14 protein-coding genes are annotated in these 15688 nt (G+C 72.8%); 7 read left to right on the top strand and 7 right to left on the bottom strand.

Going from position 1 to position 15688, the window contains the following annotated elements; all coding sequences use genetic code 11:
• Window positions 1–51: 51 nt before the first annotated feature.
• Entirely contained in the window at window positions 52–1062 is a 1011-nt protein-coding gene (locus tag ABD907_RS00165; protein ID WP_345214461.1) for a DUF4031 domain-containing protein, read from the top strand.
• Here the strand turns inward: ABD907_RS00165 and ABD907_RS00160 are convergent.
• A complete protein-coding gene (locus tag ABD907_RS00160) occupies window positions 1029–1688 on the bottom strand; it encodes a response regulator (RefSeq protein WP_345214460.1) in 660 nt (219 codons plus the stop codon). The genes ABD907_RS00165 and ABD907_RS00160 overlap by 34 nt on opposite strands.
• Window positions 1685–2887, bottom strand: coding sequence for a sensor histidine kinase (locus ABD907_RS00155; RefSeq protein ID WP_345214459.1), 1203 nt, complete (start codon window positions 2885–2887; stop codon window positions 1685–1687). Before ABD907_RS00155 ends, ABD907_RS00160 begins: the two co-directional genes overlap by 4 nt.
• Window positions 2888–3044: 157 nt before the next feature.
• On the opposite strand from ABD907_RS00155, the gene ABD907_RS00150 reads away from it, so the two are divergent.
• A complete protein-coding gene (locus ABD907_RS00150) occupies window positions 3045–3452 on the top strand; it encodes a hypothetical protein (protein WP_345214458.1) in 408 nt (135 codons plus the stop codon).
• Window positions 3449–4975 carry a multicopper oxidase family protein gene (locus ABD907_RS00145; RefSeq protein ID WP_345214457.1) on the top strand — a complete coding sequence of 509 codons (1527 nt, stop codon included), beginning with the start codon at window positions 3449–3451 and terminating at the stop codon, window positions 4973–4975. Before ABD907_RS00150 ends, ABD907_RS00145 begins: the two co-directional genes overlap by 4 nt.
• Before the next feature lie 145 nt (window positions 4976–5120).
• Here the strand turns inward: ABD907_RS00145 and groL are convergent, their stop codons facing one another.
• Window positions 5121–6749 carry a chaperonin GroEL gene (groL, locus tag ABD907_RS00140; protein ID WP_345214456.1) on the bottom strand — a complete coding sequence of 543 codons (1629 nt, stop codon included), beginning with the start codon at window positions 6747–6749 and terminating at the stop codon, window positions 5121–5123.
• Between the two features lie 422 nt (window positions 6750–7171).
• Here groL and ABD907_RS00135 point away from each other — a divergent pair, with 422 nt between their 5' ends.
• Window positions 7172–8626, top strand: coding sequence for a glycoside hydrolase family 15 protein (locus tag ABD907_RS00135; RefSeq protein WP_345214455.1), 1455 nt, complete (start codon window positions 7172–7174; stop codon window positions 8624–8626).
• Between the two features lie 164 nt (window positions 8627–8790).
• On the opposite strand, the gene ABD907_RS00130 is transcribed toward ABD907_RS00135, so the two are convergent.
• From ABD907_RS00130 to ABD907_RS00120, 3 genes are all read right to left on the bottom strand, one after another.
• A complete protein-coding gene (locus ABD907_RS00130) occupies window positions 8791–10275 on the bottom strand; it encodes a phytoene desaturase family protein (RefSeq protein ID WP_345214454.1) in 1485 nt (494 codons plus the stop codon).
• A gap of 4 nt (window positions 10276–10279) precedes the next feature.
• Window positions 10280–10882, bottom strand: a complete 603-nt coding sequence (locus ABD907_RS00125) for a LytR C-terminal domain-containing protein (protein WP_345214453.1) — start codon at window positions 10880–10882, stop codon at window positions 10280–10282.
• 123 nt (window positions 10883–11005) lie between these two features.
• A complete protein-coding gene (locus ABD907_RS00120) occupies window positions 11006–11299 on the bottom strand; it encodes a DUF3263 domain-containing protein (protein ID WP_345214452.1) in 294 nt (97 codons plus the stop codon).
• Between the two features lie 37 nt (window positions 11300–11336).
• On the opposite strand from ABD907_RS00120, the gene ABD907_RS00115 reads away from it, so the two are divergent.
• The 3 genes from ABD907_RS00115 (at window position 11337) to ABD907_RS00105 (ending at window position 13990) form a co-directional block, all read left to right on the top strand.
• Window positions 11337–12071, top strand: a complete 735-nt coding sequence (locus ABD907_RS00115) for a uracil-DNA glycosylase (RefSeq protein ID WP_486334030.1) — start codon at window positions 11337–11339, stop codon at window positions 12069–12071.
• A 253-nt stretch (window positions 12072–12324) separates the two neighbouring features.
• Window positions 12325–12600 carry a hypothetical protein gene (locus ABD907_RS00110; protein WP_345214450.1) on the top strand — a complete coding sequence of 92 codons (276 nt, stop codon included), beginning with the start codon at window positions 12325–12327 and terminating at the stop codon, window positions 12598–12600.
• A gap of 82 nt (window positions 12601–12682) precedes the next feature.
• Window positions 12683–13990: a D-arabinono-1,4-lactone oxidase gene (locus tag ABD907_RS00105; protein ID WP_345214449.1), complete on the top strand. Its 1308-nt coding sequence runs from the start codon at window positions 12683–12685 to the stop codon at window positions 13988–13990.
• A 30-nt stretch (window positions 13991–14020) separates the two neighbouring features.
• Here ABD907_RS00105 and ABD907_RS00100 read toward each other — a convergent pair whose 3' ends face one another.
• Entirely contained in the window at window positions 14021–15667 is a 1647-nt protein-coding gene (locus tag ABD907_RS00100; RefSeq protein WP_345214448.1) for a thiamine pyrophosphate-binding protein, read from the bottom strand.
• Window positions 15668–15688: the final 21 nt, after the last annotated feature.

Below are 15688 nucleotides of genomic sequence, written 5' to 3'. Positions count from 1 at the left end.
CCGGTGCCGGGCGAGGACGCGGGCCGACTTCGGCACGCCTAGCATCGCTGGGTGGCCATCCTTCTCGACCCGCCTCGCTGGCCGGCGCACGGCACGGTCTGGGCCCATCTCGTCTCCGACGTCTCGCTGGAGGAGCTGCACCTGTTCGCCCGCGCGAACGGCGTGCCGGCCCGCTCCTTCGACCTGGACCACTACGACGTCCCGGCCGAACGGGTCGACGAGCTCGTGGCCGCCGGGGCAGCACCGGTGAGCGGCCGGGAGCTCGTGCTGCGGCTGCGCGGCTCGGGCCTGCGGGTGCTGGGCGCCGAGCGCCGTCGGGAACGCCTGCGCCGCCGGACGGATGACCTCAGGCACCGGTGGCACCAGCTCGGCGACGACCTTCTGACCACTGGCCCAGCGGGGGGCACGGCAGACGCCTCGGCGCCGGACCGCGGCCCGGAGTGGGCCGCGCTCGGAGTCGAGCTGTTGCGGAGGTGGGACGAGCCCCACCGCCGATACCACGACCTTGCCCACCTGACGGACGTGCTGCAGCACCTGGACGTGCTGGAGAGCGACGGTGAGGCGGTCGACCCCGCCGTGCGACTCGCTGCCTGGTTCCACGACGCCGTCTACGACGGCGAGCCGGGCACGGACGAGGAACGCTCCGCGAAGCTGGCCGGTGAGCGCCTGACCGGGCTCACGGACCCGTCGACGGTGGCCGAGGTCGAGCGCCTGGTGCGGCTGACCGCGTCGCACACCGTGACCGCGCACGACCCGGCCGGCGCGGCGCTGTCCGACGCCGATCTCGGGATCCTCGCCGCCCCACGCGGCCGCTACGACGCCTACGTGCTCGACGTGCGCGCCGAGTACGGCCAGGTGGCGTCCGAGGACTTCCGCCGCGGACGCGCAGACCTGCTGCGCAGGCTCCTGGACCACCCGAACCTGTACACCACGGCCGCCGGGCGGGCGCGGTGGGAGGAACGCGCCCGGGCCAACCTGGCCGCCGAGCTGGCGGGACTGGGATCGGCCGGTCACCACCGGGCCGACCATCAGCCGCCGGGCCGGACCAGCCCCGTCTCGTAGGCGAGCACCACGAGCGCCGCGCGGTCCCGTGCGTCGAGCTTGGTGAGCAGGCGAGAGACATAGGTCCGTGCGGTGGCCGGGCTCAGGTGGAGCGTGCCGGCGATCTCGTCGTTGGTCAGGCCCCGGCCGACCTGCTCGAGGACCTCCAGCTCGCGCGACGTGAGGCCGGTGAGTCGCTCCCCGCCGGACGTGGCATGGCCGCCCGAGACCAGCGCGCGCATCACGGACGCGGTCACCGACGGCGAGAGCAGCGAGTCACCGGCCGCGACCACCCGGATCGCCTGGCGCAGGTCGGGCGGTGAGATGTCCTTGAGCAGGTAGCCGGCTGCACCCGAGTGGATGGCCTCGAAGACGTTCTCGTCCTCGTCGAAGGTGGTCAGGACCACCACGCGGACGTCCCGCAGGTCCGGGTCGGCGACGATGGCCCGGGTGGCCTCGAGGCCGTCCATCTCCGGCATGCGGATGTCCATGAGGACGACGTCCGGTCTCAGCTCACGGACCCGGGAGAGTCCGGCCCGGCCGGTGCCGGCCTCCGCGACCACGGTGATGTCGCCGTCGTGCTCGGCGAGGCTGCGCAGGCCGGTGCGGACGAGCTCCTGGTCGTCGACGACGACGATGCGAATCATGTGTCCAGTCTCCTGGGTAGGTCGGCGGCGACCACGAACCCGGCGTCCGGCCCACCTCCGGCGTCGAGGCTGCCGCCCAGCATCGTCGCTCGCTCACGCATGCCGGCGATGCCCTGCCCTCTGCCACCCGGCGCCTCCGGCGGTGCCACCGCACGACCGTCGGTGCGCCGGAGCGGCGTGCTGCCTGCGCCGTCGTCCGCGATCCGCAGGCGCACCCGGTCGCCCTCGACACGCGCCGAGACCTCCGCGACCCGTGCCCCCGAGTGCCGCAGCACGTTCGTGAGGGACTCCTGGACGATGCGGTAGGCCGCGGCGTCGATGGCGGCGTCGACGCTCCCGGCCGGCACGTCCACGTCGAGCTCGACCCGCAGACCGGCGTCCTCGGCGGACCTCACCAGGGTGTCGATCCCCGCGAGCCCCGCTGCGCCGCGTGCGGGCTCTTCGGTGCCCGGGGTGCGCAGCACCTTGACGGTGGCCCGCAGCTCGCGCAGCGTCTCGGACGTCGCCTCACGGACCCGCTCGAGGGCCTGGCGCGCCGCCGCGTCGTCGCGACCGACCGCCTCGGACGCGACGCCGGAATGGACAGAGATCACCGAGAGGCTATGCCCGACGACGTCGTGCAGGTCCCGTGCGATACGGACCCGCTCGGCCTGGAGGCGTTGCTCCGCCGCGGACGCCTGTTCCGCGGCTGTCAGGGTCGCGATCTGACGGGCGCGCTCGCGGGTCTCACGCGTCAGCCGCACCGCGACGCCGAGCGCGATCGCGGCGGCGATCAGCGCAACGTTGGTGGCGAGCTCGTAGCCGTACAGGTACGCGGTGGGTTGCCCCTCGATGATCCGGAAGTAGGACGAGACCCCGACGAGCACCGCGCCCGCCCCGACCGCCCACCAGGTCCGCCCGAGCTCTGCCGCCGAGTACAGGGCCGCAACGGCGGGCAGTGCCATGCCGATGACCGGGAAACCCAGCGCGTAGTAGCCGAAGATGCCGAGCACCGTGAGCACGAGCATGGTGCGAGGGGCGAGGCGCCGGACGGCGACGAGGCCGCCGAACGCCAGTGCGAAGAGGTATGCGACCGGTCCCGATCGTCCAGCACCCTCGAAGTCCGCCGCGATGGTCACGGCGACCGCGAGGGCCATGGCCAGAGCGAGCACGCCGTCGATCAGGCGGGGGTCGACGTCGTCACGCGAAGAGGGGGGCACGCGCCCAAGCCTAGGAACCCGGGTCATCCCCGGGATATCGCCCGCGGGCGTCAGGGAGGGTCGCCCCGGGGCGACCGTCCCTGTCGAGGAGATGCGGCACAGGGAGACGCCCGCGGGCCGATGTGGCGGCATGCCGCCGATTCGTAGCGTTCTGGGCATGACTTCACAGCCTGTACAGAACTCACCTTCCTCCGGCACGGAGAGCACCTCCGGCCGCCTCAGCTGGACGCTGATCCTCGGCCTCGGTGCGATGTCCTTGCTCTGGCCGCTCACCGGGCTCACCGGCATCGGCGGCACCGGCCTCGCCCGCGCCTCGCTCATCCTGGGCCTGACCGCCGTGGTGTGGATCGCCGCCGTCGGGCTCGGGCGCGTCGCCCGCCCGGTCCTGACCCTGACCCTGGCCGGCGTCGTCTACGCCCTGGTCTCGCTGGCCGTCGCGTCGTTCTTCGGCGGGCTCAGCGGGTTCGGCATCGACGCGGTGATCCCGGCACTGATCTGGGGCGTCCTCTGCGGCCTGGTCGCTGCGGGTGTACAGAAGCTCCTGGCGGCGGTGACCGGCCGATGACCTCGACCCTACGCGTCGATATGACCGGCCGCCCCAGCCGGCCCGGGGTCTCACGACGAGCCTTCCTGGCCGGGGCGCTCGGCTCCGCGGGGCTCGTGCTGACCGGCTGCGACGCGATGCCCAGCACGTCGCCCGTCTCCGCCCCGGACGTCGCCCGGCGACTGGCGATCCCACCGCTGGCGGCCGCACGCGTCGAAGGCGGCACACGGATCTTCGAGCTCACCGCCCGGGCCGGCACCACGGAGTTCATGAGCGGGACCGAGACCCGCACCTGGGGCTTCAACGGTGCCCACCTCGGCCCGACGCTGCGCGCCACGCGGGGCGAGCGGGTCGCCGTCGAGGTCTCGAACGAGCTCGACGAGACCACCAGCGTGCACTGGCACGGGATGCACCTGCCGCCACAGATGGACGGCGGCCCGCACCAGAGCGTCGAGCCCGGCGAGACCTGGCTGCCCGCCTGGGAGATCGACCAGCCCGCCGCGACGCTCTGGTACCACCCGCACCCGCACGGCGAGACCGAGAAGCACGTGTACATGGGTCTCGCCGGCCTGTTCCTGCTCGACGACGACGCCTCGCAGGCGGCCACGCTCCCGAGCGAGTACGGCGTCGACGACGTCCCGGTCATCGTCCAGGACAAGAAGTTCGACGACGCCGGTCAGCTCACGCTCGACTCCGATGGCAACGAGGTCGGTCTGCTCGGCGATGTCGTCATGGTCAACGGCACCGTCGGTGCGTACCACGAGGTCACCACCGGACGGGTCCGGCTACGGCTGCTCAACGGGTCCACCGCCCGGACGTACTCGTTCGGGTTCGAGGACCGGCAGGTGGACCTCGTCGCCACCGACGGCGGGCTCCTGCCCGAGCCGGTTCGCAGCGACCAGGTGCGCCTCGCCCCCGGGGAGCGGGCAGAGATCGTCGTGGAGATGACGCCCGGCGAGGCGGCGGTGCTGCGCTCGTCCGACCCGGACCTCGGTGGTGTCGCGGCGCCGTTCGCGTTCGGCGGGAACGACACCTTCGACGTCCTCGAGCTGCGGCCCGCGGAAGGGCTCGAACCGTCCCCGGAGCCGGAATGGGTGTGGGAGGACACCGGTCTGCGGGAGGCGGATGCCGTGGTCACCCGCTCCTTCGAGCTCCAAGGCCGCAAGATCAACGGTCTCCGGATGGACATGAACCGGATCGACGAGGTGGTGACGGTCGGCGACACCGAGATCTGGGAGGTCCGCAACCTCCATCCGGTCTCGCACAGCTTCCACGTCCACGACGTGCAGTTCCGGGTGCTCTCGGTCGACGGCGAGCCACCGCCGCCGGAGCTGTCCGGCCGGAAGGACACGGTCTACCTGGAGCCGAACCGCACGTACCGCCTCATCATGCGGTTCGAGGACTACACCGACCCGGACTGGCCATACATGTACCACTGCCACATGCTGCTGCACGAGGACGAGGGGATGATGGGCCAGTTCGTCGTCGTCGCACCGGGCCAGGAGGCCGGCGAGGTGCCCGGTTCGGGGCACGGGCACCACTGAGGCGCGACAGCTTTCGTGTGCTGGCCTTCCGGATCGCCGTCGAGCAACCGCGATCCACGCCGAAGGGCGGCACCCTCGCGGGGTGCCGCCCTCCGGTCTGTGCTGGATCCGCCGTCGTGCGGCGGTCAGCGGTGAGCCTCTGGGATCAGAAGCCCATGCCGCCCATGTCGGGCTCGCCGCCACCGGCCGGAGCACCCTGCTTCTCCGGCTTGTCGGCCACGACGGCCTCGGTGGTGAGGAACAGACCGGCGATGGAGGCCGCGTTCTGCAGAGCAGAGCGGGTCACCTTCACCGGGTCGCTCACGCCGGCGGCGAGCAGGTCCTCGTACTCACCGGTCTGGGCGTTGAGGCCCTGGCCGGCGGGGAGGCCGCGCACCTTCTCGGCGACGACGCCGCCCTCGAAGCCGGCGTTGATGGCGATCTGCTTGAGCGGGGCGTCCACCGCAACCTTCACGATGTTCCCACCGGTCGCCTCGTCGCCCACGAGCTCGAGCGTGAGGAACGCCTCCGTGGCGGCCTGGATGAGGGCCACGCCACCACCGGCGACGATGCCCTCCTCGACGGCGGCCTTGGCGTTGCGCACCGCGTCCTCGATGCGGTGCTTGCGCTCCTTGAGCTCGACCTCCGTGGCGGCACCGGCCTTGATGACGGCCACGCCGCCGGCCAGCTTCGCCAGACGCTCCTGCAGCTTCTCACGGTCGTAGTCGCTGTCGGAGTTCTCGATCTCGCCACGGATCTGGGCCACGCGGCCCTCGATCTGGTCGGCGTCGCCGGAGCCCTCCACGATGGTCGTCTCGTCCTTGGTGATGACGACCTTGCGGGCCTGGCCCAGCATGTCGAGCTCGGCGTTCTCCAGCTTGAGACCGATGGTCTCGGAGATGACCTGGCCACCGGTGAGGATGGCCATGTCCTGCAGCATCGCCTTGCGGCGGTCACCGAAGCCGGGAGCCTTGACGGCGGCCGACTTGAAGGTGCCCTTGATCTTGTTGACGATCAGGGTCGCGAGGGCCTCGCCCTCGACGTCCTCCGCGACGATGACGAGCGGCTTGCCGGACTGGATGACCTTCTCCAGCAGCGGCAGCATGTCCTTGACGTTCGAGATCTTGGACTCGACGAGCAGGACGTAGGCGTCCTCGAGAACGACCTCCTGGCGCTCCTGGTCGGTGACGAAGTACGGCGAGAGGTAGCCCTTGTCGAAGCGCATGCCCTCGGTCAGCTCGAGCTCGAGGCCGAAGGTGTTCGACTCCTCGACGGTGACGACGCCTTCCTTGCCGACCTTGTCGAGGGCCTCGGCGATGAGGTCGCCGATGGCGGGGTCACCGGCGGAGATCCCGGCCGTCGAAGCGATCTGGTCCTTGGTCTCGATCTCCTTGGCCTGCGAGAAGAGCTTCTCGGTGACGGCCTCGACGGCCAGCTCGATGCCCCGCTTGAGGGCGATCGGGTTGGCGCCGGCGGCGACGTTGCGAAGGCCCTCGCGAACGAGCGCCTGGGCGAGCACGGTGGCGGTGGTGGTGCCGTCACCCGCGACGTCGTCCGTCTTCTTGGCGACCTCCTTGACGAGCTCGGCGCCGATCTTCTCGTACGGCTCCTCGAGCTCGATCTCCTTGGCGATGGAAACGCCGTCGTTGGTGATCGTGGGGGCGCCCCACTTCTTCTCCAGAACGACGTTGCGGCCCTTCGGGCCGAGGGTGACCTTGACGGTGTCTGCGAGGGCGTTGAGGCCCCGCTCCATGCCGCGTCGGGCATCCTCGTCGAAAGCGATGGTCTTGGCCATGCTTGATCCTCCACTGGGTGGTGGTGTGGTTGGCGGTGCCCGCGACGGACGACCACGCCTGCGACGGTCACGTCCCGCCGCCGTCGTGGCCTCACCGACCAACCGGGTGCTGTTGTCACTCTCATGACGAGAGTGCTAACTCGATACTGGCACTCTCACGAGGCGAGTGCAAGGCGCCCGCGGTGCCATTTTGCGCTGCGGCCGCCGTCCCGGCGCCGCACGAGGACCGCGGCAGGCGGACGGCGGCGGGCGGCCGTGGTGACCGTCATGCAGGTCACGTCCGACGTCGAGGCTCCTCGCACCTGGTGGCCCGTGGTCCCGGATGCCACGGCGTGCGGGAGCCGGACCCGGCAGCCAGAACGGGCGCGACAGCGGGTGACGAAGCGGTGAACGCACTCTGAACGCTGCCGTAGCCTGCGGGAATGACTGCGGCCGTCCTGCCAGAGAGCGTCACCGCGGCACGCCCCGGCCCGTCCGAGAAGCCGCGCCGTCGGCGGATCCGGCGCTCGGTGGCCGTCACCCTCGCTCTCGCGCTCTGTCTCGGTGCCGCCGTGTGGTCGGTGCACGTGCGGGCGACGGCGACGACCACGGCGCACGTCGACCTGTACCTGGACGGCGTCCACGTCCGGCCCGACGGATCTCTGGCGGACATCACGGCGCACGAGCCGCAGGAGTATCTGGCCGGCACCCGGGTGCTGCGCAGCGACGCGGACGACCCCGGGGCGCAGGCGATCGCCCAGGAGCACCGCGACTGGCTCGCGTCGGGGACGGTCCCGGGGGCGGGCACGCGGTACGAGGGCCTGGTCACCGGGGCGCTGCTCGACATCCACGTCCTGACCGGCGCCACCATCGACGAGGGCGACGGCACCACCAACGCGGCACCCGGCGCGGTCGTGGCCGGGTGGACGGACCGCTGGCGCTACGTGTGGCCGCGTGACGCCGCGTTCGTCGCCGCCGCGCTCGCCGTGTCCGGGCACACCCGCGACGCCGTCGAGGCCCTCGGCTTCGTCGCGGGCATGCAGAACCAGGAGGGCGGCTTCCAGGCCCGCTACCTGGCCGACGGGTCCGGCGTGCCGGACGGGCGGGGCATCCAGCTGGACGGCAATGGCTGGGTCCTGTGGTCCGCGGCCACGGTCCTGTCCCAGATCGAGGACGACGGCGAACGTGCCGCCGCGTTCGAGACGCTCCGGCCGATGGTGGACACCGCCACCGACCACATCCTGGAGCTCACCGCCGAGCCACCGCACCTGCCACCGCCGTCGGCGGACTACTGGGAGGTCGGTGAGGACGACCTGACGCTCGGGACGGTCGCGCCGCTGATGGCGGGTCTGGAGCATGTCGCCGGGCTGTACGCCGACCAGGGCGAGGCGGCCCGCGCGGAGGCGGCGGCCGGTCGCGCCGCCGAGGTGCGGACCGCCGTCGAGACGACGTTCGGCCCGTCCGGCTACCGGCGCTACGCCGGTGAGGGCGATCCGCTGCGGTCCCTGCTCACCGAGCACGGGCGTGACGCGGCGACGGCGATGCTGCTGCCGCCGTTCACCGGTCGGGCGCCGAGCGGGGCGGAGGAGGCGTGGCTGCTCTCCACCGAGGAGATGGCCCGGCCTGCCGGTGGCGTGGCGCCCGGCGCGGCATGGAAGCGGGACGGCATCTCGTGGACGCCCGAGACCACGCTGTACGCCCTGACCGCCGCGGAGAACGGACACCCGGACCGGGCCACGGACTACCTCGACTGGGTGGCCGACCACCGCACCGCCTCGGGCGCGATCCCCGAGAAGGTGCTGGCCAACGGTGCACCAGCGGCTGTCGCACCGCTGGCGTGGTCGTGCGCGAACGTCATCCTGGCCGTCGCGGCGCTGGAGGAGTCGAGAAACCTATGAGCCGGCCGGGACACCGTTGCCCTGTACCGCTCGCGTCACCGCCGCGCACCGATGACCGGTCAGCACGTCGTTGACGAGTCGGCACGTCAGTGACGAGTCGCGGCCCACCGTCCTTGCGCGAGTGTCGCGCGGACTCGTCGTCGACGTCCGGGCGCATCGTGGCGTCAGCGACGTGGGCCCAGGTCGGGCGGCGTGCGGATCCCGAACCGCTCGCTCAGGGCACGGCGAGCAGCGAACCAGCCGGTCATCCCGTGCACGCCCGGACCGGGCGGGACCGACTGCGAGCACAGGTACACGCCCGGCACGCCGCCGTCGTAGACGTGCCACGCGGGCCGCGGCCCGACCGCCATCCGCCACATGTTGATGGCGCCCGCCGCGATGTCGCCGCCGACGTAGTTGGCGTTGTGCAGCGGCATCTGCGCCGCCGGGATGCACCGGGAGGTCACGACGACGTCCCGGAACCCGGGCGCGAACCGCTCGATCTGGGCGGTGACGGTCTCGGTGACGTCAGCCTCGGACCCGGACGGCACGTGGGTGTACGTCCACAGCGGCCGCAGCCCACCGGCCGCCCGGGACGGGTCGGCGATCGTGGGGTCGGAGGCGAGGATCAGGGGCCGGTCGGCGTGCCGCCCGGCGTGGACCGTGTTCTCCGCGGCGGCCATCTCGGCGCGCGTGCCACCCACGTGCACGGTGGCGGCCTCGCCGACGCGCGGGTCCGACCACGGCACGGGCCCGGAGAGCACGAAGTCGACCTTGGCAGCGGCGTTGCCGTACGGGAACCGCTCAAGGCCGGCACGGACGGCGGGCGCCATCCGGTCGCCCCACACGTCCACGAGCGTGCGCGGAGAGGTGTCGAAGAGGTACGTGCGCGCCCGTGGCAGCTCGCGCCAGCTCGTCACCGGTGCCTCGGTCCGGATCTCGCCGCCGTGGGCACGCAGGTCCGCGGCGAGGGCGTCGGTGATGGCCTGGCTCCCGCCGACCGGCACGGCCCAGCCCACGGCGTGGGCGAGCGAGCCGAGCAGCAGCGCGGTGCCGGCGGCGGCGAGCGAGGGCAGGCGACTGATCGTGTGTGCTGAGACCCCGGTGAGCAGGGAGGGTGCGGCGTCGCCGGTGAAACGGCCGTCCCACAGCCTTGTGCCCTGATCGAGGACGGCGGCGCCGAACGCCAGTGCGGCGCGTGCGCCGTCGGGTCGTAGCACCTCCGGCGGGACGGACCGGTGGTCACCTAGGCCGAGAGCGATGACGGCATCGCTCGCCTCGACCAGCGGCGCCATGAGCCGCCGCCAGGCGGGCCCGTCCCGGCCCAGCCCGTCCGCCGTCCGGTCGAGGTCCTGGTAGGCGAGACCCGCCTCGCGCCCCTCGAGCGGCTGGGCGTAGGCGAGCTCGGGGACCACGAGACCGACGCCCCGCGCCGACAGGTCGAACTCGCGGAAGAAGGGGCTGCCGATGGCGAGCGGATGCACCGCCGAGCACAGGTCGTGGACCAGGCCGGGGGCCAGATCGAGATCGAGGGTGCGCGCTCCCCCGCCGATCGTGGGCTCGGCCTCGAGCACCAGGGTGTCGAGGCCGGCCCGCGCGAGAGTCACCGCCGCGGCCAGGCCCCCCGGACCGGATCCGACGACGACGGCGTCCCGCACCTCCCGAGCCATGACGTCAGCCCGCGAAGTCCGAGCGCAGCACGACGGCGATGCTCACGGTCGCCTCGGCGCTCTCGACGACGTTGCTGATCCCGAGGATGCTCGCCACCTCTTCCGCCGTCGCCTGCAGCTCGGGGTTTTCGTAGTAGAGCGTCGTGACGGCCGGCTGGGCGAACCCGTAGTCCTCGGCGACCGTGTCGGTGAAGCCTTCGGCGTTGAGCTGCTGGGCGGTCTCGCCGGCGAGGCCCGCCACCCCGGCGCCGTTGAGCACCGTGATGGTGGTGTCGTAGTCGATGTTCGCCGCGGTGGTCTCGTCCTCCGGCGTCTCCTCGGTGGTCTTCTGCTCCGGCGTGGTCGTCTCCTCGCCCGTCGGCTCCGCCGTCGTCTCCTCACCGCCGGTGGTCTGCTCCGTGGTCTCGGCGCTCGGCGGGGGCTCCTCCTCCGCGCGGCCCAGCAGCTCGATGGCGCCCCAGGCGAGGAGCGGCGCAAGAACGATGACGGCCAGGACGGGCAGGAGCGCACGCCAGAGCGGCCGAGCGCCGCGGTGGACGCCCTGGGGGCTGCGCTCCCGACCCGCGACGTCGAACTCGTCCTCGGGGTACTCGTCTGGGGTGGTCACGGGGCGAGGTTATCTGCTCACCGACAGGGGTGGTGCCAGACCTCGCCGTGCGGGGCGGATCGGAGCCCGATGAGCACCGTTGCGGTCGCTGACGCGTCCGGTCGCCACCGGATCGGCCTGCTGCTACAGGTCGGCGCCGAGACGGCGGGCGGAACGCTCGCGCTGGCGGTTGGCCCGCATTCGGCGCAGGCGCTTGACGAGCATCGGGTCGGCCGCGAGCGCGGCCTCGGAGTCGATGAGCTGGTTGAGGACCTGGTAGTAGCGCGTGGCGCTCATGTCGAAGAGCTCGCGGATGGCGGTCTCCTTCGCCCCCGCATACTTCCACCACTGGCGCTCGAAGCCGAGGATCTCGGTCTCGATCTCGCTCAGCCCGGCGGCGGGGTCGACCTTGGTGCGCTCGGCGTGTGCGTGCGCCATGCTTCCTCCTCCCGGGCCACCTGCGTGTCCGGGCCCCATGCTAGGCCCGAATCACAAGAGTGTCATTCTCCGGGCCGACGTTACGCTCCTGGGCGTGACTGCGACGGCCCTGAACCACCTGATCGACCCCGACTGGGCCCGCGCCCTGGCGCCCGTCGAGGCGCACATCCACGCGATGGGCGAGTTCCTCCGCGAGGAGAACCGGGCGGGCCATGGTTATCTGCCGGCCGGGACGGACGTGCTCCGGGCCTTCACGTACCCGCTGGACGACGTCCGGGTCCTCATCGTCGGGCAGGACCCGTACCCGACTCCGGGCCACCCGATGGGCCTGTCCTTCTCGGTGCAGCCGCACGTCCGGCCGGTGCCCCGGTCCCTGCAGAACATCTACGCCGAGCTCCGCGACGATCTCGGACTCCCCGTGCCGTCCACGGGTGACCTGACGCCCTGGGCACGGCACGGCGTGATGCTGCTCAACCGGGTGCTCACGGTACGGCCGGGAACCCCGGCGTCGCACCGCGGGAAGGGCTGGGAAGAGATCACCGCGCACGCCATCCGCACCCTCGTCGGACGGGGGACGCCGCTGGTGGCGATCCTGTGGGGCCGCGACGCCGGAACGCTGCGACCGATGCTGGGCGAGACACCCGTGATCGCCTCCGCACACCCCAGCCCGCTCTCCGCCACGCGCGGGTTCTTCGGCTCCCGGCCGTTCTCGCGGGCCAACGCCCTGCTCGTCGAGAACGGAGCCGAGCCGGTGGACTGGTCACTCACCTGACGCGACGACCGCTCGCGACCGTTGCCAACCTCGGTCCACGCCAGCGGCGCGACAAGCGAAGGAAACTCCTGCCCAAGTGCCGCCACGAATCCAGCGCAGCTGCCGAGCCTCAGGAGGGTCGCACGGCGCGGAACTGCTCCCGTAAAGCGAGGACCCCGCGGGTCGGACTCGCAATGTGGGGCCCGGTGTGGGCATCATCACTCATTCAGACCCCGGCCCGGGCCCACCACTCCCTGGCCGGTTCCGTCCAACCATGGACCGAGGAGCTGGCAACCCGATGACCCGCCACGACCCCGTAGAGAGACCGGGCCTCGTCACCGAGGCCCTCGTCCACCGTGGGTTGGTGAACCCGGACCAGGACGAGGACGAGCGCAGGTCCCGCGACGTGCTCGGCGGCGGCCGCGCCGCCGCGGCGCCCCGCTCCGATGTCGAGCGGTTCGACAGGGACGGCGAGCTCGTCGGGGCCGGTCCCGACGAAGAGGACGACTACGTCTACGGCCGCACGCAGGACGACGGCTCGGCCGCCTGACCTCCGGCAGCAAGCGGACACGCCGCATCTCGCCCCGTGGCCGACGATCGCCCGCGGTCCGCGGTGTGGCACGCTCAGGGACGTGAGCACCGCCGCCATCAGCAACTGGTCCGGCAGCCGTACCCTCGCCGGAACCTTCCTCGCCCCGACCGCCCTCGACGACGCCGCCGAGGCGGTCGCACGCTCGACGCACGTGCGCGTCGCCGGCTCCCGGCACAGCTTCAACGACGTCGTCGACTCCGCCGAGACGCTCCTCAGCCTCGAGCACCTCGCCTACCGGCACCCGAGGCTGGCCGTTCCCGCCTCGGGTGACGCGCCGCCGTCGTCCGTCGAGCCGCAGCTCGACCCGACGACCGGCCTGGTCCGCGTCTCGGCCGGCACCCGGTACGCCGACCTGGCGCTGTACCTGCACGACCGTGGCCGCGCGTTGCCGAACTTCGCCTCGCTGCCGCACATCAGCATCGCCGGTTCGGTCGCCACGGCGACGCACGGCAGCGGGAGGGGCAACCCGGCCCTGTCCGCGTCGCTGACCAGCGTCGAGCTGATCACGGCCGACGGCTCGAGGCGCACCCTCGCCGACGACGACCCGTCCTTCGACGGTGCCCGGGTCGCGCTCGGCGCGCTCGGCGTGGTGACCGCGATGACGCTGCGGACCGTCCCCGCGTACGACGTCGCCCAGTCGGTCTACGGCCCGGTGCCGTTCGGGAACGTCGTCGACGCGTTCGACGAGATCAGCGGACTCGGCTACTCGGTCAGCTGCTTCACGACGCTGCGCGACGACGAGTTCGCGTCCATCTGGGTCAAGCGCGCCGGCACGGAGCTCGACGGCACCTGGCCGGCCGAGGTGGCCGGCGGGCCGGCGATGTCCGAGGCGTTCCACCCGATCCCCGGCGTGGACCCGGCGAACGCGACGGCCCAGCTCGGCGAGCCGGGCCCGTCCTGGGACCGGCTGCCGCACTTCAGGGCCGACCACATGCCGAGCGCCGGCGAGGAGATCCAGTGCGAGTACCTGGTTCCCCGCCCGAACGCCGCCCGCGCGCTGGAGGCGTTCCGGCGGCTGAGCGAGCCGCTCGCCGGACTCGTGCAGGTGGCCGAGGTCCGCTCCATCGCCGCGGACACCGCCTGGATGAGCCCGATGTACGAGCAGGAATGCCTGGCCTTCCACTTCACGCTGGTGCGGGACACGCCGCGGGTGGCGGCGGCGCTCCCCCACCTGGAGGCCGCTTTCGGCCCGCTGGAGGGGCGGCCGCACTGGGGCAAGGTCACGGCGGCCGACCCGGCACGGGTGCGTCCGCTCTACCCGCGTCGCACCGACTTCCTCGAGCTGGCGCTCGGCCTCGACCCCGAGCGCAAGTTCAGCAACGATTTCGTCCGCCGCTGGGTCGGCTAGCGCCGGGCCGGCGGAGACCGCGAAGGCTCCTCAGTGGCCGAAGGCCTCGGCCAGCCACCAGGACGGCTCGTCGGCCCGGATCTTGGCGTCGATGAGCAACGGCCGCTCGCGCGGGCCGGAGAGCCAGGCGGCCACGGCGTCCAGGTCCGCCGCCCGGCGGACGGTGACGGCGTCGAAGCCGTACCCGCCGCCGACGGCGGCGATGTCCGTCGGCGGGAAGGTCACCGTGTCGAGGCGCTCACCCTCGAAGTGGTGCAGCTCCGCGCCGTAGGCGTCGTCGTTGTAGACCACGACCACCATCGGCAGCCCGAGCCGGCGGACAGTGTCCAGCTCGGCCGCGGCCATCAGCGCGCCGCCGTCGCCGAGCGCGGCGACCGGCAGCCGGTCGGGGCGGGCGAGGGCGGCGCCGACGGCCGAGGCGAGCCCGAGGCCGATCGACTGGAACGCCTGGGTGAAGCAGAAGCCCTGCTCGTCGGGCACGGACAGGAACATCGACGGGTAGCCCATGAAGTTGCCGGAGTCGACGGCGACCACCCGCTCCGCCGGCAGCAGGTCGTCCAGGGCGACGGTCAGGCTGCGGGGGTCGATGCGCTCGCCGTCGGAGACGTCGTCGAAGGGCACGTCCCGCCACCGGGACTGCCGTGCGAGCCGGTCGGCGACCTCGGGCGTGCGGTAACCAGCGGCCGTGGTCTCGCCGAGGGCCGCGCGAACGGCTTCCGCCGTGACCGCGACATCCCCGACGACGCCGAAGGTCAGCTCGCGGTGGACGCCGAGGGCCTCGGGGGTGTCGTCGACCTGGACGACCGTGGCGTCGGCCGCGATCAGCCGACCGTGCCGCATGGTCCACATGTTCAGCGCGCAGCCGAAGCCGACGATCAGGTCCGCGCCGCCGATCAGCTCGGCGGCCAGCGGGGTGGCGAGCCCTCCGGAGACGTCCAGGTCCCATGGCCGACCGGTGAACAGTCCCTTGGCGACGGCGGAGGTCGCCAGGAGCGCGCCGCACCGGTCCGCGAGCGCCACGAGGGCGTCCCGGGCCGCGGGCGAGCGTGCGCCGCGGCCGGCGACGAGGATGGGTCGTCGCGCGGTACGCAGCGCGGCGGTGAGGCGCTCGACGTCGTGCTCGGTCGGGACCACCGGATCCGCCTCGGGCACGGGCGCGAGGCGGGCGAGCTGCTCGCGGGCCGTGGCGTCACCGACGTGGGCGCCGAGGACGTCGAGGGGCAGGTTGAGCAGGACGGTGCGCCGATGCTGCCGGGCGGTCGTCACGGCGGCGACGGCGTCCGCGACGGCGGTGGCCGGACCGGTGATGCGCGCGGGGACGGCGCCGACGGCGCGGGCCAGCCCGTCCTGGTCGACGAAGAAGTTCGACGTCGGCGTGGAGGCTTCGGCGGCGACCGCGACCAGCGGCGTACGGGACTTGGCCGCCTCGGTCAGGCCGGTCATCGCGTTGGTGAGCCCGCAGCCCTGGTGGACGGACAGCGCCGCGACGCGGCCGGAGACGCGGGCGTAGGCGTCCGCCATGGTGACCGCACCGCCCTCGTGGCGGGCGGCGACGAACCGGGCTCCGCCGTCGACCAGCGCGTTGGTGACGTGGAAGTTGCCGGAGCCCACGACGCCGAAGACGTGGTCGACGCCGGCCGCGGCGAGCGCCCGGCCCACGGCGTCCGCGACCCTCACGAGCCGGTCCTCACGACCCGG

The sequence above is a fragment of the Georgenia halophila genome, from assembly GCF_039541595.1.
The sequence above is the reverse complement of the archived record's forward strand: the minus strand, read 5'-3'. Positions and strand labels throughout refer to the sequence as shown.

What these genes read in the sequence shown, in the direction of transcription:
- ABD907_RS00160 (WP_345214460.1), bottom strand. Translation starts at nt 1,688, where the DNA reads ATGATTCGCATCGTCGTCGTCGACGACCAGGAGCTCGTCCGCACCGGC.
- ABD907_RS00150 (WP_345214458.1), top strand. Translation starts at nt 3,045, where the DNA reads ATGACTTCACAGCCTGTACAGAACTCACCTTCCTCCGGCACGGAGAGC.
- ABD907_RS00145 (WP_345214457.1), top strand. Translation starts at nt 3,449, where the DNA reads ATGACCTCGACCCTACGCGTCGATATGACCGGCCGCCCCAGCCGGCCC.
- groL (WP_345214456.1), bottom strand. Translation starts at nt 6,749, where the DNA reads ATGGCCAAGACCATCGCTTTCGACGAGGATGCCCGACGCGGCATGGAG.
- ABD907_RS00135 (WP_345214455.1), top strand. Translation starts at nt 7,172, where the DNA reads ATGACTGCGGCCGTCCTGCCAGAGAGCGTCACCGCGGCACGCCCCGGC.
- ABD907_RS00130 (WP_345214454.1), bottom strand. Translation starts at nt 10,275, where the DNA reads ATGGCTCGGGAGGTGCGGGACGCCGTCGTCGTCGGATCCGGTCCGGGG.
- ABD907_RS00120 (WP_345214452.1), bottom strand. Translation starts at nt 11,299, where the DNA reads ATGGCGCACGCACACGCCGAGCGCACCAAGGTCGACCCCGCCGCCGGG.
- ABD907_RS00115 (WP_486334030.1), top strand. Translation starts at nt 11,337, where the DNA reads ATGCTAGGCCCGAATCACAAGAGTGTCATTCTCCGGGCCGACGTTACG.
- ABD907_RS00110 (WP_345214450.1), top strand. Translation starts at nt 12,325, where the DNA reads ATGGACCGAGGAGCTGGCAACCCGATGACCCGCCACGACCCCGTAGAG.